Below are 19,777 nucleotides of genomic sequence, written 5' to 3'. Positions count from 1 at the left end.
TGTAATTTTGTCTTTACTGAGACAAAGACCCTGTGGTCTCATTCGATATCCACTCAAATGACAAATAAACCATTGAATACCAGCATACTGATTGCTGACGACGATGCCGATGACCGCCTACTGATCGAACAGGCGTTTCGGGAATGTAACCTGACATCGGAATTATACTTTGTGGAAGATGGGGAACAACTGATGGATTTTTTATACCAGCGGGAGCCGTATGCATCGGCCCTGCGCCCCAGCCTGATTTTGCTCGATTTGAATATGCCCCGAAAAAACGGGATTCAGGCACTTCGTGAAATTAAGGCCAACGAGCAATTCCGGCAAATCCCGGTCGTTGTATTAACAACCTCGACGGCCGAAGAAGATATTCTGCGAACCTACGATCTGGGGGTCAGTTCCTACATCTCCAAACCGTTTGATTTTAGTACGTTACTCGACATCACGACCACCATAAAAAAATACTGGATTGACACCGTTTCCCTACCTGATGACTCAACCCGATGAACTCTCGGAAAAACCCATCCGGGTGCTGCTGGTTGAGGATGATGAAGACGATTTTGTGCTGACAAAATCCCTGGTTTCTACCCGCGACAATGCCAACATCCACCTCGATTGGGTCAGCGACTTTAACTCGGCACTCGAGCATATTTACCAGAATGCCTACGATGTTTATCTGGTCGATTACCGCCTGGGCGAACGAACCGGTATCGAACTGATTCACGAAGCGTTTAAGGCCGGATGCCAGACGCCAATGATATTGCTAACGGGGCAGGATGATCTGGAAGTGGATTATTCGGCCCTCAAGCTGGGTGCGGCCGATTACCTCGTGAAAGGCCGGATCGATGCCCAACTGCTCGGCCGGAGTATTCGCTATGCCTTGCGGCAGGCCAATGTGGTGGGCGAACTGGCCGAAAAGGAAAACAAATACCGTTCGCTGTTCGAACGTTCGATCGATGCCATTTTTGTTACCGATCGCAACTTTGAATTTCAGGAAATCAATCCCTCCCTCGAAAATCTGACGGGGTATTCGGACGAGGAACTGAGACAAATGCATGTTCGTGAACTGTTTGATAAAGCGGAGGTATACGAGCAGTTGCGAAGGCAAATTGATGAGTCGGAGCAGGTGAAAGATACCGAAATCGTGCTGGTCAGCAAAGACCGCAAACGGATCGACTGTCTGCTTTCGGTGGTTGCCATACCCGACAAGGGGGGCGTTACCAACTGGTATCAGGCCATCGTGCGGGATGTTACCCAGCAAAAGAAAGCCCAGCGCGATCTGTTGATTGCCGAAAAACTGAGCATGACCGGCCAGATTGCCCGCAGCATTGCCCACGAGGTGCGGAATCCGCTGACCAACCTGCACCTGGCCCTCGAGCAATTAAAAGAAGATTTACCCCCCGATGACCCGGGCTTATCGCTCTACATCAACATCATCCGCCGAAACGCCGAGCGCATTGGCCAGTTGATCACCGAGATGCTCAACTCGTCGAAACCGCGTGATCTGGAGCTGACGTCGCACAACCTGAACGATGCTGTACGGGATACATTGTATCTGGTTCATGACCGGCTGCAACTCAAAGGCATGAAACTGGTGACTGATTTCACCACCGAAGACTGTGCCGTTCCGCTCGATAAAGAACAGTTTAAAACCGCCTTGCTCAACATTCTGATCAACGCTGTGGAAGCGATGAAGGAAATGACCGGGGTGCTGACGGTGAAAACCATTCCCATCAACGAACGGGCCATCATGGTTTGTGTGGAAGACAACGGTTCGGGGATTTCGGAAGCCAATCGCCAACGACTCTTCGATCCGTTTTTTACGGGGAAACAGGGCGGTATGGGACTGGGTTTAACAACCACGCAAAATATCATCAACAGCCACCGGGGTTCGATTGAGGTCGAAAGTCAGGAAGGGCAGGGGACAACATTTAGACTCATTTTCCCCAAGTGATCAAAGTGTAAACCGACAACGTAAAGTACCCGTGGCCTCTGAGAAATTCGGAGGCCATTTTTTATGGATTTAGCTGTGGAGTTTCATACACAGTGAGGAAACCATTTTCTACAAATCGCTGGAAGTGGCACGGCGGAGTTTTGTGTTTTATTGAGAGTTATCTCTTGAATATGATTGATAACCAGTGGAGTATAATTAGGGAAATTGATCGTCTGATGGGAAAGTGAATCTGGCATAATTATCTCAATACACCTGGCATCAACAAGCGATAAAGAACATGGTCTGGAATCAAACCCATTTCCCCGCAGCAATGCGTTCGCTACCGCCCAGCGTTCGCGCCAAGGCGATTGAGATTGCCAACTCGCTTCTGGAACAGGAAGTGCCTGACAAGAAAGAAGCGATTTCGACCAGTATCTACGAAGCCCGCGCCTGGGCACGCCAACGGTTTATGGAATCCCGTCAGGTGGCCTAGGGAAAAAGCGATTCGTACTCCACACCATTATTTTTAATCACAGTTCATTTTGTAGAAGGCGTTTAACCCAGGAAAATTGAAGCGTTATGATCTGGAAGAAAAACATTTACGACACGTTGGTAGGCTGCGCGACGGCTTGCGATGAATACGCCACGGAATTGTCGCGTCAGCAGGACATTGAGGAGCTGTATCGCTGTATTTTCCTGAGCCTGGATTGCTCGGATCTCTGTCGTCAGGTGGCGGTTTTGTACGTCCGGGGTTCCGAAAACACGCGGCTTCTGGCCCGAACCTGCATCGAGGTATGCGAAAAGTGCGCTGAAGAATGCGAGCGGATGAGTGCCGAACGCGCCTGCCAGATTGCCACCACCTGCCGTCAATGCATCCGCGTGTGCATGACCATTCTGGAGATGACCCTCCGGCCCGAGGATGAATCTGAGATGTCCCGCACGTTGTTTGTTGCGCTCGGCCGTCAGGAAATGCTCTATAACTAGTTGGTCAGGGAACTGATACGACTGGTAACAAAAACGGTGCTGGTCATTCAACCAGCCGGGCCATTGGTCATCGGGAAATTCTGTCGGTAAACGGGTCGTTGTGAGCAGTATGGCAGTGGCGAAAGAGACAACATACGTTCAGGTGGTTAACGATAACGGACACGTTACAACGGATTGTGAATCCCCGGTGCCGAAACGGACAGAAACTGGCTATACGAAAGCTGCGCCAGCCTCTCTGAAACGTACATTCCGATGAAGACCCTGGACTGGTCATCAACACCGTCATAGATATTCAATAGTGATGGGCCGGTTGTTTTTAGCGCAAGCTAAACGACAACCGGCTTTTATTCTTCGTAAAATCAACAAAAGTATGGAAACGATAGAAGAACGCAGTGCGGGAATGGAGAAGGTCAGCAAACTGATCAACGACATCCGAATTGGCATGTTGACCACCCAGGACGAAAACGGGAAGCTGGTGAGTCGTCCGATGGCCGTGATGCAGGTGGATGAAAATGGTGATCTGTGGTTTCTAACGAAAGAACATTCTCCGAAAACCGATCAAATCGACCAGAATTACCAGGTCAATGTCGCTTTTGCCAATGTGTCAGATGCCTCATATGTATCCGTGAGCGGAACGGCGCAGGAATTGCAGGATCGGGCAAAAATCGAGGATCTGTGGTCGCCAATGGCTAAACCGTGGTTCCCCGAAGGCAAAGACGACCCATCGCTGTCTATTCTGAAAGTGCATACCGAAACCGCTGAATACTGGGATTCCAGTTCAAGCCGGATGGTGCGGCTTTTTGAAATGGCGCGGGCGGCTTTGACCGGTGACACCTATCAGGAAGGTGAAAACAAACTGGTTGAAAACCGGTAGTGTCGTAGTCTATAAAAAGCGGGATGCCGGTCTGAAAAGATCGGCATTTTTTTGCTTATCCGTCTGAAAATAAAGTGAGTATGATTGTTAAAAACACCGATTTTGGTTGGGAATTAATTCACCAGCAGGCACATGGTTTGCTGGCGGTCAAAATTGCGATGCACTGGAATTCGGCAAAAAGACCGGAACGCTGGGTGGAAACGCTCGTGGCCCTGACCGAACACGACGACGGGCAGGAACCCTGGGAAGGTCGAAACCACCTCACGTCAGCGGGCGCACCGATGGATTTTCGGATTGAAGAATATGCCGTTGGTCAGGCCCGGCGAATGGTCGAAATTGCGCTGGAAAAAAGCCGCTGGAATGCCCTGATGGTGTCGAAACATGCCACCTTCCTCTATGAGTCATTAGCCGACCAAAGTGCAGACCTGAACGAGTTTTTGGAACAGCAGAAACAGAACCAGAAGACGTGGCTCCGGCAGATGAAACTTTCTAAAAAAGAGGTGGATTATGCGTATGCCTTCATTCAGTGGTGCGATGCCCTGTCGCTTATCCTTTGCCAGGGCTTGATTCCGGAGTATGGCCGTCGGCTGGAAATCAGTCCCGGTCCGGACGGAAGAATCTACTACATTTTTCAACGTCCCGACCAAACCGTATGCGTCGATCCCTGGCCCTTCGAGAGCGCCGAATTTTCACTACAAATTGAAGCGCACCCATTGCAGCAGCTTCGTTTCAAAGACGACGCGGAGCTGTACGATTGCATTCAGAAAGCACCGATTGAAGAGAAGGAATGGCGTTTTAAAAACGAATGATGGGTTATTGAGTTATGAATGATGAATTGGCTTCGCCGGCTACCATTCATCGTTCATAACTCATCATTCAATAACCCATCATTCCTTCAGCTTCAGAAACACCACCGACCGGCCCTGGATTTCGAAGGGTTCACGGGCCGAAACTTCCTGTGGAACAGGCGCATCTGTAGCGGTATTGACCAACACCTGCCATTTGGATTTCCGGCCGGGTTTGGGTAATTGAAAAGACAGCGGTTCCCAAAACGCGTTGAACAGAATCAACAACCGGCCTTCGCCAATCGCATCGCCGTTTTCGTCCTGCTCATCCACCTTGGTGCCATCCATCAGCAAGCCGAGACAGCGGGTAATACCGTCGTTCCAGTTTTGGTCGGTCATCGGTTTTCCGTCGTTGCGGAGCCAGGTTATCTCCTCCGTGCGGTAGAACTTCCGGCGACGCAGCAACGGCAGTTCCCGGCGTAAGGCCGTGAGCTGGCGGGTAAAATCGAACAATGCCTGTTGATCGGCCGTCCATTCCCAGTTGAACCAGCTAATTTCATTGTCCTGACAATAGGCGTTGTTGTTGCCCTGCTGCGTCCGGCCACATTCGTCACCCATCAGCAGCATCGGTGTTCCCTGGCTCAGGAGGAGGGTGGCTAAAAACGCTCGTTTTTGCTGTTCACGCGCCCGCACAATGGCTTCGTCGTCGGTCGGGCCTTCTGCGCCCATGTTCCAGCTCAGGTTATCGTTGGCACCGTCCTTGTTATCCTCGCCATTGGCCTCGTTGTGCTTGTCGTTATAGCTCACCAGGTCATTGAGCGTATAACCGTCGTGAGCCGTTATCAGGTTGATGCTGTTGGCGGGCTGGCGACCGTCGTTGTAGAGGTCGGGGCTTCCCAAAACCCGCGCGGCCAGTTCACCGGCCAGTCCGGTGTCACCCTTCCAGAATCCGCGAACGCAATCCCGGTATTTGCCATTCCACTCCGACCAGTTGACCGGAAAATTGCCGACGTGATACGACTGCACATCCCAGGGTTCGGCAATCAGTTTGACGCGCGACAAAACCGGGTCCTGCTGAATGGTTTCCAGGAATGACGACAACTGACCGGCCGCTGTCAGGCTGTGGGCCAGGGCCGTGGCCAGGTCGAACCGGAAACCGTCGACGTGCATTTCGTTTACCCAGTAGCGAAGGCTGTCCATCACGAGTTGCAGCGTACGCGGGTGGTTCATATTCAGCGTATTACCCGTGCCGGTATAATCCATGTAGTAGGTTTCATTGCCTTCCACGAGCCAGTAGTAAGCCGGATTGTCGATGCCCCGGAACGACAGGGTCGGCCCGTGCTGGTTGCCCTCGGCGGTGTGGTTATAGACCACGTCCAGAACGACTTCGATACCGGCCTTGTGCAAGGCCTTCACCATTTCCTTGAACTCGTTGACGGCATGGCCGATTTTATCTTTCGAGGCATATTCGCTGTGGGGGGCAAAATAACCGATCGAGTTATAGCCCCAGTAGCTTTCGCCCGTAAACTGGTGAACCGGCATCAGTTCCACCGTCGTGATTCCCAGCGATTTCAGATACTCCGTAACCTCGGGACGACCCAGACCGGCGTAGGTTCCCCGGATTTTCTCCGGCAGTTCGGGGTGTAGTTTCGTAAACCCTTTCACGTGTAATTCGTAGATCACGGAGCGGTTGAGCGGAATGTCCGGATGTTGGTCATCTTCCCAGTCGAACGTGGAGTCGATTACCACCGACTTCGGTACGAAAGGGGCGCTGTCGTCTTCCTGCGGTTTCGAAAACCGGTCTTCGTCCTGGTTGTTCGGATCGAAGCCCAATTGAGCCAGGTTGCTTTCAATGGGCCCGCTGATGGCTTTGGCATACGGATCCAGCAGCAGTTTGTTCGGATTGAAGACGAAGCCCTGGGTGGGTTCAAACGGCCCTTCCACGCGGTAACCGTACAGTTGTCCGGGTTGGATGGCATCCAGGTAAATGTGCCAGATTTGCTCGGTGCGTTCCGTCAGCGGAATCCGCTGGGTTTCTTTGGCAGGGTCTTCCGCGTCGAACAGACACAGCATAACGCCGGTAGCGTGTTCACTAAACAGGGCGAAATTAACGCCTTCGCCGTCCCATGTTGCGCCCAGAGGGTAGGGCTTTCCCGGTCTGGAATGGATCTCATCCGGGTTTTCTACAGTATTGGTGGTTTCCATAGTAATAATTCAGTTTCCGGGGCCGTTGAATCAGGTTCCGCTGCGGTTTTTGAAGTGCTTGTGCGGTTTTTAAGTCAATCCTGGCAAGGGCTGGCCGGCCTATTGATCAACAATTCGTGGATTTAGATTGTTTTTGGATACAAAAAAAAGTCCCGAATCCACCGGATCCGGGACTTTTTACCCTTCATCTGAAAGGGTTATACAACATTTGCCAGACGGGCCATCGACGCATGGGCCGATTCGATCCGTTCCTTCTGACGCAGCAACAGTTCGCGGGTGCTGGCGGCCAGGCTGGTGCTTTGCAGAATTTCCTGATAATCTTCCAGCGCCTGACCATCTCCGCGTTTGCATTCTTCCACCACGGCTTTGTCGTCGTTGCCGGTAAAGGTGGTTTTAATATTGATCCAGGCGCGGTGCAGATCGGCGGTGAGGCTCGTGCTGTTTTCGGGATCTCCGCCCAGGGTGCGGATTTCGCGGTCGATCTCCGTGGCATATTCATTCCGTTGCCGCGACTGTGTCAGAAACAAACTTTTCAGTTCAGCATCTTTTACATTCTCAGCGGCTTCCTGATAGCCTCGTTCTCCGTCACGTGTACGCGTCAGTAGCGTGTTCAACCGGTCTAGAATTTCGCTGTGTGTGTTTCCTACTTCCATAACGTTTAAAAAGAAAAGTGAATAGAGTATCCCCGACCGGTGAAGGGCCGGGGATATAGGTTTAACTGTTTATATTTCCAATTGTTCCGCGTTCAGCGGCTTTTCTTAGCTTATCATTCGCAAAGATGGCCACCTCGACCCGGCGGTTTTGCTGACGGCCCGAAACGCTGCCGTTGTCGGCCAGCGGTTGGCTTTCGCCATAGCCTTTCTCCGTCAGACGGTTGGCTTTGATGCCTTCCGACTGCAGCAGTTTGGCCACGGTTTTGGCCCGGCGTTCCGACAGTTTCAGGTTGTGCTGATCGGAACCGGTGTTGTCGGCATGGCCTTCAATCAGTACTTCCGTATCGTTGTATTTCTTCAGCGTTTCGGCCAGTTTGGTCATGTTTTCCCGATTCGCAGACTTCAGTTTATATTGATCCACGTCGAACAGGAAATCGGAATCGAAGGTGATTTTGATGCCCTCGCCCACGCGTTCGATGCGGGCGTTTTCGAGTCGACGGCGAAGTTCTTCCGCCTGCTTATCCATCTGACGACCGATCAATGCACCCCCGGCCCCCCCCACGGTAGCGCCCAGAATGGCACCCACGGCGGTATTGCCTGATTTCCGGCCAATCAGTCCACCCGCTACTGCCCCCGCCCCGGCTCCGATGATGGCACCGCGCTGGGTATTATTCGTGTTTTTTCGAATTGATTTACATCCTGTCATTGTACCAGCCGCAAGCATGCTCCCGGCTACTACCAGTGCCACCGCTCTCATTGTACGCAATTGTAAAGAATGGCTGTGTTTGATCATGGTAAATTGAAACATTGGTTCGTCGCACCAAAGCCAAAAGCCGTACCACTTGTAAAAATAGGGTCGGTGTGGGATTTTTATCTTCTGCAATGTATTGATAAATAGGTATTTATGTGTAAGTTTGGTTCGCTGGTCAACCGCATAGCGGGTCGGCCGTTTGTGGGGAATCAGGGCTACACAAGCCGGTTGCTGGGGAAGTCTTTCTACAATAAGCTATATACAAATATTAGTATAATCATATTTTTATAGAAAGAATAATTACTCAGTACATCATAAAAAAATGTTAGTTTTTGGTAGATTGCCGACTCGATTATTTCATTAATATTGTCTTATTTTACTAAACGGTTACAAAAGGGGAATAATTGGCCTGATTTGTGCAAGTAGACAACCCATAGTGTACTGTTTACTCTACGTGTATGTATTCTCGAGATTCAACAATTACGTTACGGTTACGGCGGAGCGTGGCTTTTCCGCGCCTTGCTGAGATGTTGAAAGAAGCACGGCAATCAGAATTTAAAACATTGATGCAGGCAATTGATTGCGCGAATAATCGCTATGTAAAGGGAAGTGACCACTGGATTTTGCGCGGAGATAACGGGGTGTATTGGGTTGTTCGGCCACGGGTGGCCGAATATCTGGTAAACGCCGGGTATGAGTTGGCTTTCGGAAGATAAGACCTTACAATAGGCAGAAGGGGTGAAGGTGGAAAAAGAGCGAAACTTTTTCTACTTTCACCCCTTCTGCTTTAGACCAATACCGAGATGAAACTACCTCAGGAATTGTGGGTGAGCTTAGTGAGTAGTTGGCTCCTGACGGGATGTATGGCCTCCCATTGCCCAATCAAAAGTTGCCATGTCAGAATGGAACACCAGCACGGTGCACGGGTGTATCGGGGGACGGTTTTGGGTACCATGCACAGCCCGACCTGGTGGTTCTCCAACCGCAAAGGAGCCGGAGCCTCTTCCTCTATGGCCAGCGACCGCAAAGGACTGAAAAAGGATAAAGGAAACGGAAAACAGAAGAAAGTTAAAAAGCAATTCCGCTGGGAGAGGGTATAATGAGTTAAAAATTAAGAGTTAAAAATTAAAAATAGCATCAAATTCTTGTGCCACTTTATTTTTAACTCTTAACTTTTAATTTTTAACTAATAAACCCGTACCGTGTGGCTACCGCGGGCGACGCTGATTTTGCCCGGCATTTTCTCCAGTGACGGTTTGTCGCCTTTGGTCACTTTCCAGAATTCAATACCGCCGGAACGGTCGCCGTAGTCGAGGTATTCGGAAACCGCCACGGCAATGGCATTGCCACTCTTGTCGAATTCGATGCTCTGGGGCATGATGCCTTCAAAAGGATACTCATTCGCCAGGGTTAGCTTTCCTTCCTTGTCGAGTGCATACACCGACAGGGAGCTTTTGCCGGCCCCTGCATGGCCAAACGGCTGGTAGGACTGCCCGGAGTTGGCCACAATCACCATGGAGCCATCGGGGCTGATGGTCAGGGCTTCGGCACTCTCGCCCGATGCGGTTTGCGAAATTACCTTGTGCTCGCCCGGCGTGTCTTCAGTGCTGAACTGAACCACAAACAACTCACCTTTACCGGCACCCTGCGCGCTGGCTCCCTTCTTGATGTCGGAAACAAGGAAGAATTTACCGTCCGGTGAGAATTTGCCGGTGGCTGGCAAACCGCCTACCTTGATGGGTTTACCGTGTGGAATGATATTCGGTTTTTTGGCGGCATCGAGTGAATACTTCATCAAACCGACTTCCTGCGTATCTTCAATCACGTAGGCAATGAAGTCACCGGCCGGGCTCCAGACCAGATCCGTAATGCGTGCCCCCGGAACCGGAGAGGGGGCCGTGATCACCCGCTTGGGCGTGCCGGTATTGTCGATTTCAATCAACCGCATTTCTTTGCCGGCATCACCCGAAGCCACGGCGAGGGTGTTGCCCTGCGGGTTGATGGTGATGGCCGTCGGCAGGTTGCCGACGCTAACCACTTTCGCGGTTGGTTTGGCCGGTGCCAGGTCAACGATAAACATCCGGGCTGCGGCCGGCAGCTCTTTCACACCGCTTTTCAGCGTGGATACGCTGTCGCCCAGTTGGCCGCGTCCTTCCAGCACATACGCGAAGCGTCCGTTGGGCGTTACGACAGCGGCCTTGTCATACAGCGCCGAAGAGTTGGAAATGGGGGCGGTAGTAATGTTCTGCCCACTCCGGTCGAGGGGAAATTTAACGATCGTCAGTGCGTCACGGCTGGTTTTGCTTTTGTACAAATTGCCGTCGGCCAGGGCGGAAGCCGCCATATCGGCATCGGACAGAACAACAATTCCTTTGGCGGTAAACTGAATGGGTTCCTGCTGGGCGAAGACCCCCGTTGTCAATAAAGAGGCAAGGGCAACCAAACTCTGTTTTTTCATGCTGCAAATAGAAGGGTTATAGCTTTGGATATTACACAAATATAGCCGAAAGCCTTTATTTTAATAATAGCATTGGCGTCAAGCTACACTTTATTTCAGCCCGGCAGCAACAGCCGAAAACCGATGCCGTGGAGATTTTCGATGCGAATGGAAGAATCGGCACCCAACCGTTTCCGCAGTCGGGAGATGAACACGTCGAGACTGCGGCCCATAAAATAATCATTGTCTCCCCAGATGGCTTTCAAAATCTCGTCGCGCCGGATCAGCGTATTCGGTCGCGCCATCAGGTAGTGCAACACTTCGGCTTCGCGGTGGGTCAGCGTTTGGTAGTGGCCGTCTATTTCCAGCGTCAGATTCTGAAAATTAAACTGATACGATCCGATTGCCTGAATTAAACCGGTGTGCATGGAAACCGGCGGCTTACTCCGTCGCAGGAACACGTTGATTTTCAGAATCAGTTCCTCAATGCTGAACGGTTTGGTGATGTAGTCGTCGGCCCCCAGCCGAAGCCCTTGCAGACGGTCGTCCTTGTCGGCCAGCGCACTCAGAAACAGCAGCGGAATCTGGTCGTCGATCTGCCGGATTTGCCGGGCCAGGGTAAAACCGTCGGTCTGGGGCAGCATCACGTCCAGAATGCAGAGATCGAACGGGTGCTGTTCGAAACACCGCCAGGCTTCGGGGCCGGTGGTGCAGTGAACCACCTGAAACTGCGCCAGTTCCAGGTTATCTTTGGTGACAAAACCCAGGTTTACGTCATCTTCGACGTACAGCAAAAGCGGTTTCATCGCACAGTCGACAGTTTAGAAACAAAGGCGGTTGGCTTGGTGGTTCGGACTTTTACCGTAAAGATACTCCCGGAACCGGGTATACTTTGCAGGGAAATTTGCCAGCGGTGGGCTTTGACGACCTTGCAGACGTAGTACAACCCCAATCCGAATCCTTTCACGTTGTGAACATTCCCGGTCGGGACGCGGTAAAACTGGTTGAAAATGTACGGCTGGTGTTCCGGGGCAATGCCAATGCCGTTGTCCTGCACCGACCACACCAGCCGATCGCCGTCATTACGGGTCTCCAACACAATGTGTGGTGTAGCGGTATTGTATTTCAAGGCATTGTCGATCAGGTTGTTGATAACGTTCTCAAGGTGATACCGGTCGCCCAAAATCATCGCGTTTTCGGCCCAGAGTTCCAGGCTAACGTGCGGACGAAACACCTCGGCGGCCTCCGCCAGGAGTTGATGCAGGTTGATCTCTGTAGGATTGATGGTAAACTGCATCTGTTCCGAGCGGGCGAGTTGCAGAACACTGCTCACCTGTTTCTGGAGCCGCAGACTCTCTTCCTGCACCACCCTGACGTACTGGCGATGGCGTTCGGGCTGGTCGAGGATGGCGTCGGATTGCAGCACGTCGGCGGCAATGCGGAGGGTGGCCACCGGCGTTTGCAGTTCGTGGGTGATGTTGTTGATAAAATCCCGCTGCACCTCCGTCAGTTTTCGCTGCCGCAAAACCACCACCAGCGTATACCCAAAAAACAAAACCACCAGCAGAACCGCAGCCGACGAGGCAATCCAGCCGTCCAGATGACCGGCGATGAAACTGGACTGGCTCGGAAAGTGAATGCCGAAATAGTAGGGACTCCGCGAGAACTTGGGCAAATTCCGGCTGGCCTGAACCGTTTGGGGATTGGCGTTCAGGCTGACAAACGCGCCGTAAATCATCCGATCACTTTCGCAGTTGTAAATACCGTATTCAAAATCCGTGATCAGGTTGTGGTTGCGCAGCGAGTTCTGGATATAATGTTCGAGGATGCCCGGATCGACCGGCGAATCGGTGTTGACGATGAAATAATCGGGCGAGAGCTGCGTGACCGCCGTGCAGCTTTGCGTAATTCCGTTGAGCAGGCCCACCTGGTCGGCCACGTCCTGCAAGGCAATGAAAGCCGTTTGCCGAAACTGGCGTTCCCGCAGCGCGTAGGCTTTGCGCACCCATACAATCTGCACGGTAATGATGCCGATGATCGAAATGACCGACAGAATAATCAGGATGCGGAAAACGCGTCTGGACATGATCGCTCGTGGTTTCCTGGGAAAGGGTGAATTGAATGCCAAAAGTCGGCTTCCGGCGGCTAAAAATCAACTCATTAACATCTCGTTAACAACTGTTCGCTACCCGTTAACAGCCTGCTGTCTTCCAGGAAGATACTTTTGTGCCGTTGGGTTCTCCAACGCTTCACCATTAAACACAAACCTCATGAAACGCATCCTGATGATCGCGTCGTGCCTGTGGCTGGTTGCCGCTAGTGTTCTGATTGCCCATTCGCTGTCAGCGGTTTTTAAGTGGGACGAAACGACCCATGATTTTGGTAAAATACAGCGGAGCAAACCGGTGGTTGCCGAATTTGCCTTTACCAACAATGGCGGTGTTCCGCTGGTGATCAGCAACGCCCGCGGTTCCTGCGGATGTACGGGTGTCGAGTACCCGAAAGAAGCCATTTTGCCCGGAAAAGCCGGCAAGATCAAAGCGACGTTCAATGCCGCTGCGGTCGGAACGTTCAACAAAACCGTCACCGTGGAATCCAACGCCGAGGGCGGCACAAAAGTGTTGACGATTCGGGGCGAGGTTATTCAGTAATGGGAACGCGGATTGGGCGGATTGAACGGATTTTTTATCCAATTTATCCGTGAAAATCTGTTCAATCCGTCCAATCTGTGTTCCTTTCCAGTTAATATTTCATCACCCCCAATTCCTTCTCCACCGCCGAGCGGCCGTCTTTCATCCAGGCGGGTTCGGGGGCGTCTTTCAGGTAGTGATCGAAAAACTGGTACATCCGGATGCTGAGGTCTTTGGCGTTGTGGCGCTGGGTGAGGTTGTGGTCTTCGCCGTTGTAGACCAGCAGCCAGGCCGGTTTGCTCAGTCGACGGAGGGCCGAATAGAACTCGATGCTCTGGTACCAGGGCACCGCGCCGTCCTGATCATTCGCCATCAACAGCAGGGGCGTCTGGATGCGGTTGGCGTAGAAAAGCGGGGAGCTTTCGAGGTAGTTCATCGGTTTGTCCCAGAGCGTTCCGCCGATGCGGCTTTGTGTTTTTTCATATTGAAACATCCGGCTCATGCCTGTTCCCCAGCGGATTCCGCCGTAGGCACTGGTCATGTTGACGACCGGCGCACCGGCCATCGCAGCTTTGAACAGATTTGTCCGCGTCACCAGAAAAGCCGTCTGATAACCGCCCCAGCTCTGGCCCTGTAAACCGATGCGGTCGCGGTCTACGAAACCTTTTTCGATCAAGTTCAACACGCCCGGTACAATGCAGTCGTAGGCATTCTGGCCCGGCATGCCGGTGGTGTAGAGGATGTCAGGAACAAAAACCAGGTACCCGTTTGAAACACAATAGGCCATGTTAATGGTCGAACGACTGGGCGCGGGGGCTTTGTAATCGTTCAGGGTTTCGGCGTTGCGTTCGTAATAATATACCAGCATCGGGTATTTTTTCTTCGGGTCGAAATCGTCGGGTTTGTAGAGCAGCCCTTCCAGCCGGACGCCGTTGTTACCCACCCAGTTCACCAACTCGACCTTTCCCCAGCGGACGCTATCCTGTTGCGGATTGATCCGGGTCAGTGGCTGCGGTTCGGCAAAGGTGGTGTCGGTCAGATACAGGTTGTTCGACTCCCGGAAATTGCCTTTCAAAAACGTCAGTGCGGGGCCGTTTTTGGCTTTTGATAAACCGGAAAACCGGTAATCACCTCGGGCCAGCACCACCGGTTCAGCCGCCGGATTTTCCATCGGTTTTCGCAAAATTCCGGTGGCTTTGTTGCTTTCCCAGAACCCTGTCAGCCATAGGTCGCCCGTCAGCGGAACGACTTTTTCGTCAGGGTTGAGGTTGGCGCGACGCAGCCGGATGCGGTTTTTGCGTCCGAAGCCCGCCGTCAGGTTCACCGGTTTTTCCTGCCCCGTCGGATCGATGCGCCAGAGGTCGAACCGGTCATAAATCAGCACATAGCGGTCGTCGCGGCTCCAGCCGGCGGCTCCATAACTGCCGGGCAAATCGGGTGTGTCGTGTTCTTCGTCGAAAAACCGGGCCGGAATCCCGCGCGTCAGGTCGATCCGTTTTCCCTCCGCAATCGACCACGCCCGCCAGAGCGAATCGCGCTCGTCATACCACCAGGCGTATTTGCCACCCGGCGACAACTGGGCGTACGAAACCCGGGCTTCGCTGGCGATTTGTTTTTTCTGCCCGGTTTTGGCATCGATCAAGTACAGGTCCGTCTGGCCGGGGTCCCACATGCTGCTGATCTGGTAGGGTAAATTGCTCATTCCCAGCCAATATGGCTGATCGGCTTTGGGGTCGATCTGGACGTTCGGCATATCCCGGTTTCCCAGTTGCGTAATGCTGCCGGTGGTCAAATCGCAAACGGCCAGAAAACCGCGTTCTTTTTCCTGCTTCAACTGCTTGAGTTGCATGGGCTGAATGGTCGGGTCGTTCCAGCTCCAGATGTCCACTTTCACGCGTTCCTCGTCCAGCACCGTCGAATCCTTGATGGGTTTGGGGGGAAGAATGGAGGTGGCGAAGTAGAGCCGTTTTCCATCTTCCGAGAACGAGGGCGTCCGGAATTCATTCACATTCCAGCCTTTGGGATACGCTTTGGTGAGCGTATCGGCCAGCACTACGGTGTTCATCGCCGTTCGATCCAAGAATGAAGGAACGGCGGTTTTCTTTTTCCGGGATGAAGGGGCCGGGGGAGAGGCCAGGCGTTTGTAATACAGCGCATAGGCCCGGACATCGGCTTCTGCGCTGTCGGCGGTGGCCATCCAGGCCAGTTGCGAGCCGGTTTTATCGACCGCCAACCCTTTGTAAAGCCGGTGCTTCGAGCTGGTGTCGATCAGCATCTCGTTCTGTTTTTTGGTATCGAACGCAAACACCCCGGCTTTTTTCAGCGTATCATTGACGGCGTCTTTGGTATAAAAAATGGTGTTTCCATTGTCCGAAACCGTTACATAGGTCACGTAGCGAAACGACTGCGTAGCGCCGGTTTCCAGATTCAGCAGAATCAAATCGTCGCCTTTGGGCTTTTTCGCCGAAGCGGATGCCCGGCTCCGGCTGGCCGGTTTGCTGGTGGTCGAATCCTTTTTGACCCCTTTCACTTCCTGGTGTTCCTGCAAAACCGCCACCCACGAACCGCTTTCTTTCGGTAAGGTGAATGACTTGACATTGGCAAAGCCGATGCGGTTGCCGGTTTCGAGGTTGAACACCAGCAAACTGTCTTTTGGAAGCTGGTCGGCCTTCATTTTTTTCTTCTTGGCTTCCCGCGTGAGTTTGAAAGGTGCTTTTAACCGCATCACCAGAAACCGGCTGTCGGGCGTAAACTGCGCCAGATAGCCCCGGGCGAAGGTGTATTTTTTGGGTGTCAGCGGGTTGAATGCCGTCGTCGGGCGGTCTGTGGGGGCGTTTGGCCCGGATTTAGCCTCCACCGGCTCGGCACTTTTTTCGGAAGCCTGCGCGGGGGCTTTACCGCCAATTTTGATCAATTCCAGCACACCGTCGCCCTCCTGGGGATCAATCTGATAACTCAGCCATTGGCCATTGCTGGCGTGCTTTTCGGAGCGAACGGTTTGCCAGCGGTCGTAGTCGGCGTGGGTAAGCGGTCGTTTGGGCGATTGCGCGAGCAGGAACGTTTGAAAATGAAGTATAAAAAAAACGAAAAGAAAAGTGCAGCGACGCATGGTTCGAGTGGGTTAACAACGTACTAAATTAAGCAAAAACCGGTCAAAACAAGCGGGAAACTCACCCCATCCCTTAATTCCACGCAGGACGCCAGTCCTCCAGAAAAGCCCAAAGGGCGACACATGGATAACCCCGGATGCAATCTTGGGCGAGCAGTACCCAAGTCTTCCAGAAAAGCCCACCGGGCTTCCATCATTAGCCCCGGATGTAATCCGGGGTAGGGAGAACATATACACGACGCCCGAACCCTGAAAGGGTTCAATACGAATACCCGACCTGGATTCAACCCTTTCAGGGTTGGTACGATTCGGTTCGTTCTGGTTCCCCCGGATTGCATCCGGGGCTAATGATTGCAGCCCGTTGGGCTTTTTTTTGGATGGGGTTATAAGTCGGGCATTCGGATTCCACTCAAGGGAAGATAAAAAAAGCCAATCTATTTTAAATAAAAGAACGTTCGTTTATTTTTGGGTCCATTATGCGATTACGAGACGAAACGAAAGAGCGGACCATCCGTGAGAAAGCCATCGAGATGATTGTGCGGGAGGGATTCGACGGCCTGAGCATGCAGAAACTGGCAAAAGCTGCGGGGGTTTCGCCGGCTACGATCTACATCTACTTCCAGGACCGGGAAGATTTGATCCGGCAGATTTACTTCGAAGAATCAACGCGGATGAGCGACATCACGCTGAACGGTTTTGATCCCGACATGCCTTTTGAAGAAGGGTTACGGGTGCAGTGGAAAAACCGCATTACCTATTGTTTGCAACATCCGATGCGGATGCATTTTATGGAGCAGATGCGGCATTCGCCGTTTCACGAGAAGTTTATTCGGGATGCCAACAACCCCTTCATTGCGGCCATGGGTACGTTTGTAAAGAATGCGATTCGGCGGAATGAATTGGTCAAGTTACCGGTTGAGGTGTATTGGTCTATTGCATTTGCGCCTTTGTATCAATTACTCAAATTTCATATGTCGAGTCAGGGTATGCCGGAAACAACGCACTTTGTGCTCGACGAAGCCCTGATTGATCAAACCCTTGAGCTGGTGTTGAAAGCCCTGAAACCCTGAGTCAAAACCACCCATTGATAACGAATACCAACTTTTTATGCAAAACACGGAAGCAAAAACCGCCTTTACAACCTACGAAAAAGCCATCATTGCGATGCTGGCTTTCATTCAGTTTACGGTGATTCTGGACTTTATGGTGCTCTCGCCCCTGGGAGCCCAACTAATGATGGAATTGAACATTACGACTGCCCAGTTCGGTTGGGTGGTGTCGGCCTATGCCTTCAGTGCCGGGATTGCCGGTTTGCTGACCGCCGGGTTTGCCGACCGCTACGACCGAAAAAAACTGCTGCTCTTCTTTTACACCGGGTTTGTTTTGGGTACGCTCCTGTGCGGGATTGCCCCGGACTACCATTTTCTGCTCATGGCCCGCATCGTCACCGGAATTTTCGGGGGTGTCATCGGCTCCATTGGGTTTGCGATCATCACCGATCTGTTTTCCTTTCAGATGCGGGGCCGGGTGATGGGCGTCGTGCAATCGGCGTTTGCGGCCAGTCAGGTGCTGGGCATTCCGGTGGGCTTGTATCTGGCCAATACGCTGGGCTGGCATTCGCCTTTCCTGCTGATCGTGGGCGTTAGTGTGGTGGCCGGGCTGGCAATTGTCGTTTATATGAAACCGATCACCGCCCACCTGAAACTCAAATCGGAGCGGAATCCGTTCCAGCATTTGCAGCATACGGTTTCCCGTTCGAGTTACCTGCGCGGTTTTGCCAGCACGGCGCTTCTGGCCACGGGTGGTTTTATGCTCATGCCGTTCGGGAGTGCCTTCGCCATTCATAACCTGGGCATTCCGCAAACCGACCTACCGCTGATCTACATGGTCACCGGGATTTCAGCCATGATCATCGGCCCGTTTGCGGGACGGCTGAGTGACAAAATCGGCAAGTTTCCCCTGTTTACGTACGCGTCGCTCTGGGGAATGGTGGTCGTCATCGTCTATTGCAACCTGGGCATAACACCCCTCTGGCAGATCATGGTCATCAACGTGCTGCTGTTTGCCGGGATTTCGGCCCGGATGGTTTCGTCGTCGGCCTTGGTTTCGGGCATTCCCGACCCGCAGGATCGCGGGGCCTACATGGGCATCAACTCATCGGTGCAGCAAATTTCGGGCGGTATTGCCTCGCTGATTGCCGGGCTGATCGTGGTGCAGGGCAAGGATGGTTCGTTGGGACGGTACGATTTGCTGGGCTACATCGTGGCTGTAACGATGGTGGTGACGATTGTGATGATGTATGTCATCAACCAGTATGTTGTGAAAAAACAGGCGGCTGAAGCGGCAAAAGGCTCGTCCGTAGTGGGCGGGCAACCGGTGCCAACCCGCTAATCAGCGACCAGTTCCGCCACGCCCACGCAATAATCGGCTGCACCGTAATACACCAGAATCCGGCCGTCGGGCATCCGGACCCAGCCGTTGGTGAACACGACATTCGGGAAAAAACCGGTTTTCTCCCATTCCAATTCCGGCACCATCAAGGGGCTGGTCGAACGGTCGAGAACGCGGGTGGGGTCGTCGCGGTCGAGGAGGGCCAGGGAGAGGGAATAAGCGTGGTCGACGCTGGCACCGTGGTAGCAAACCAGCCAGCCTTCGTCGGTGAGCAGGGGTTCGGGACCGGCCCCGATCTTAAGGTGTTCCCAGGGCGTTCCGGCGGCTCCGAACAAAAACCGGTGGTCGCCCCAATGGACACCGTCCGGCGACCGCGCCAGCCAGACCGACGGTTTTCCGATGTCCGAAACCATCGGGCGGTGTAGCAGGTAATAAAAACCGTCGATCTTCTGCGGAAACAGGCACGCGTCCTTGTTCGGGGGCGGAATGATCATGCCTTTCCGTTCGAAGGTTACGAAATCGTTGGTCAGAATCAGGCCCACACCGGGGCCGTTTTCCGAAACCGCCGTGTAGGTAATCCAGTACTGGCCGTCCAGAAACGTGATCCGGGCGTCTTCGACTCCGAACGATTCGTCGGCCCGTTCCGGAAAAATAAACGGTTTCTCATCCACCGTAAACTGAATGCCGTCGCGGCTCCGGGCCAGTCGTAAATGACTCAGTGAGGTCAGGTAGGCCTGATCGCCGATTTGAACGACGCGCGGATCGTAATCGCCTTCCGGTTCGGGAAAGGTTTTGACAACCAGTTGAAAAAGCCCCGCCTGTTGCTGAACCACCGGCACCTGAATGAAACCCGGTTTGGGGTCGACGGCTTCGGCCACGCGCAGCAGCAACAGGATTTCATCGCCAAACCGACAGGCCGCCGGATTAAAGGCACCCATCACCCGAAACTGCGGATGTGACGGTTTGACATCAGCGGCCGTCAGAATGGGTTGGTCCGACAACCGGCGGAGTTGATAGCTTTTCAT

18 protein-coding genes are annotated in these 19,777 nt (G+C 52.9%); 10 read left to right on the top strand and 8 right to left on the bottom strand.

Annotation, left to right across the window (positions count from 1 at the left end):
• The first annotated feature begins 72 nt into the window (after positions 1 to 72).
• The 6 genes from DUE52_RS05700 to DUE52_RS05675 all read left to right on the top strand — a co-directional run bounded on the left by DUE52_RS05700 (position 73) and on the right by DUE52_RS05675 (position 4,600).
• Positions 73 to 507, top strand: a complete 435-nt coding sequence (locus DUE52_RS05700) for a response regulator (protein ID WP_310587780.1) — start codon at positions 73 to 75, stop codon at positions 505 to 507.
• Positions 491 to 1,954, top strand: a complete 1,464-nt coding sequence (locus DUE52_RS05695) for a hybrid sensor histidine kinase/response regulator (protein ID WP_114405017.1) — start codon at positions 491 to 493, stop codon at positions 1,952 to 1,954. Before DUE52_RS05700 ends, DUE52_RS05695 begins: the two co-directional genes overlap by 17 nt.
• Before the next feature lie 310 nt (positions 1,955 to 2,264).
• The gene (locus DUE52_RS05690; RefSeq protein ID WP_229312076.1) at positions 2,265 to 2,426 is read left to right on the top strand and encodes a DUF2188 domain-containing protein; all 162 of its coding nucleotides are present in this window, start codon (positions 2,265 to 2,267) and stop codon (positions 2,424 to 2,426) included.
• Positions 2,427 to 2,512: 86 nt separating this feature from the next.
• Positions 2,513 to 2,917, top strand: a complete 405-nt coding sequence (locus DUE52_RS05685) for a four-helix bundle copper-binding protein (RefSeq protein WP_114405015.1) — start codon at positions 2,513 to 2,515, stop codon at positions 2,915 to 2,917.
• Between the two features lie 370 nt (positions 2,918 to 3,287).
• Positions 3,288 to 3,791 (top strand): pyridoxamine 5'-phosphate oxidase family protein, encoded by a 504-nt coding sequence (locus DUE52_RS05680; protein ID WP_114405234.1) that lies wholly within the window; start codon positions 3,288 to 3,290, stop codon positions 3,789 to 3,791.
• A gap of 80 nt (positions 3,792 to 3,871) precedes the next feature.
• On the top strand, positions 3,872 to 4,600 hold the full coding sequence (locus tag DUE52_RS05675; RefSeq protein WP_114405014.1) for a DUF3891 family protein: 729 nt from the start codon (positions 3,872 to 3,874) through the stop codon (positions 4,598 to 4,600).
• Positions 4,601 to 4,678: 78 nt separating this feature from the next.
• On the opposite strand, the gene glgX is transcribed toward DUE52_RS05675, so the two are convergent.
• The 3 genes from glgX to DUE52_RS05660 all read right to left on the bottom strand — a co-directional run bounded on the left by glgX (position 4,679) and on the right by DUE52_RS05660 (position 8,227).
• Positions 4,679 to 6,781, bottom strand: coding sequence for a glycogen debranching protein GlgX (glgX, locus tag DUE52_RS05670; RefSeq protein WP_114405013.1), 2,103 nt, complete (start codon positions 6,779 to 6,781; stop codon positions 4,679 to 4,681).
• Between the two features lie 197 nt (positions 6,782 to 6,978).
• Positions 6,979 to 7,434 (bottom strand): ferritin-like domain-containing protein, encoded by a 456-nt coding sequence (locus DUE52_RS05665; RefSeq protein WP_114405012.1) that lies wholly within the window; start codon positions 7,432 to 7,434, stop codon positions 6,979 to 6,981.
• Between the two features lie 61 nt (positions 7,435 to 7,495).
• Positions 7,496 to 8,227 carry a YiaD family glycine zipper/OmpA-like lipoprotein gene (locus DUE52_RS05660; RefSeq protein WP_222930258.1) on the bottom strand — a complete coding sequence of 244 codons (732 nt, stop codon included), beginning with the start codon at positions 8,225 to 8,227 and terminating at the stop codon, positions 7,496 to 7,498.
• Positions 8,228 to 9,087: 860 nt separating this feature from the next.
• On the opposite strand from DUE52_RS05660, the gene DUE52_RS05655 reads away from it, so the two are divergent.
• On the top strand, positions 9,088 to 9,285 hold the full coding sequence (locus DUE52_RS05655) for a hypothetical protein (protein WP_114405010.1): 198 nt from the start codon (positions 9,088 to 9,090) through the stop codon (positions 9,283 to 9,285).
• Between the two features lie 86 nt (positions 9,286 to 9,371).
• Here DUE52_RS05655 and DUE52_RS05650 read toward each other — a convergent pair whose 3' ends face one another.
• The 3 genes from DUE52_RS05650 to DUE52_RS05640 all read right to left on the bottom strand — a co-directional run bounded on the left by DUE52_RS05650 (position 9,372) and on the right by DUE52_RS05640 (position 12,708).
• A complete protein-coding gene (locus DUE52_RS05650) occupies positions 9,372 to 10,643 on the bottom strand; it encodes a lactonase family protein (protein ID WP_114405009.1) in 1,272 nt (423 codons plus the stop codon).
• A gap of 95 nt (positions 10,644 to 10,738) precedes the next feature.
• Positions 10,739 to 11,428: a response regulator transcription factor gene (locus DUE52_RS05645; RefSeq protein WP_114405008.1), complete on the bottom strand. Its 690-nt coding sequence runs from the start codon at positions 11,426 to 11,428 to the stop codon at positions 10,739 to 10,741.
• Complete coding sequence (locus DUE52_RS05640) at positions 11,425 to 12,708, bottom strand: sensor histidine kinase (protein WP_114405007.1); 1,284 nt, start codon at positions 12,706 to 12,708, stop codon at positions 11,425 to 11,427. The genes DUE52_RS05645 and DUE52_RS05640 overlap by 4 nt, the downstream gene beginning before the upstream one ends.
• Positions 12,709 to 12,892: 184 nt before the next feature.
• Between DUE52_RS05640 and DUE52_RS05635 the strand changes: the two genes are divergently transcribed.
• Positions 12,893 to 13,273: a DUF1573 domain-containing protein gene (locus tag DUE52_RS05635; RefSeq protein ID WP_114405006.1), complete on the top strand. Its 381-nt coding sequence runs from the start codon at positions 12,893 to 12,895 to the stop codon at positions 13,271 to 13,273.
• A 91-nt stretch (positions 13,274 to 13,364) separates the two neighbouring features.
• Here the strand turns inward: DUE52_RS05635 and DUE52_RS05630 are convergent, their stop codons facing one another.
• Complete coding sequence (locus DUE52_RS05630; protein ID WP_114405005.1) at positions 13,365 to 16,361, bottom strand: S9 family peptidase; 2,997 nt, start codon at positions 16,359 to 16,361, stop codon at positions 13,365 to 13,367.
• A gap of 476 nt (positions 16,362 to 16,837) precedes the next feature.
• Between DUE52_RS05630 and DUE52_RS05625 the strand changes: the two genes are divergently transcribed.
• Positions 16,838 to 17,431: a TetR/AcrR family transcriptional regulator gene (locus tag DUE52_RS05625; protein WP_114405004.1), complete on the top strand. Its 594-nt coding sequence runs from the start codon at positions 16,838 to 16,840 to the stop codon at positions 17,429 to 17,431.
• 37 nt (positions 17,432 to 17,468) lie between these two features.
• On the top strand, positions 17,469 to 18,752 hold the full coding sequence (locus DUE52_RS05620; RefSeq protein WP_114405003.1) for an MFS transporter: 1,284 nt from the start codon (positions 17,469 to 17,471) through the stop codon (positions 18,750 to 18,752).
• On the opposite strand, the gene DUE52_RS05615 is transcribed toward DUE52_RS05620, so the two are convergent.
• Positions 18,749 to 19,777, bottom strand: a complete 1,029-nt coding sequence (locus DUE52_RS05615) for a glycoside hydrolase family 130 protein (protein WP_114405002.1) — start codon at positions 19,775 to 19,777, stop codon at positions 18,749 to 18,751. The genes DUE52_RS05620 and DUE52_RS05615 overlap by 4 nt on opposite strands.

It is taken from the genome of Larkinella punicea (assembly GCF_003334855.1).
GTDB classification, from domain to species: domain Bacteria; phylum Bacteroidota; class Bacteroidia; order Cytophagales; family Spirosomataceae; genus Larkinella; species Larkinella punicea.
Note: the sequence above shows the minus strand (reverse complement) of the source record. Positions and strands in the feature narration are given on the sequence as shown.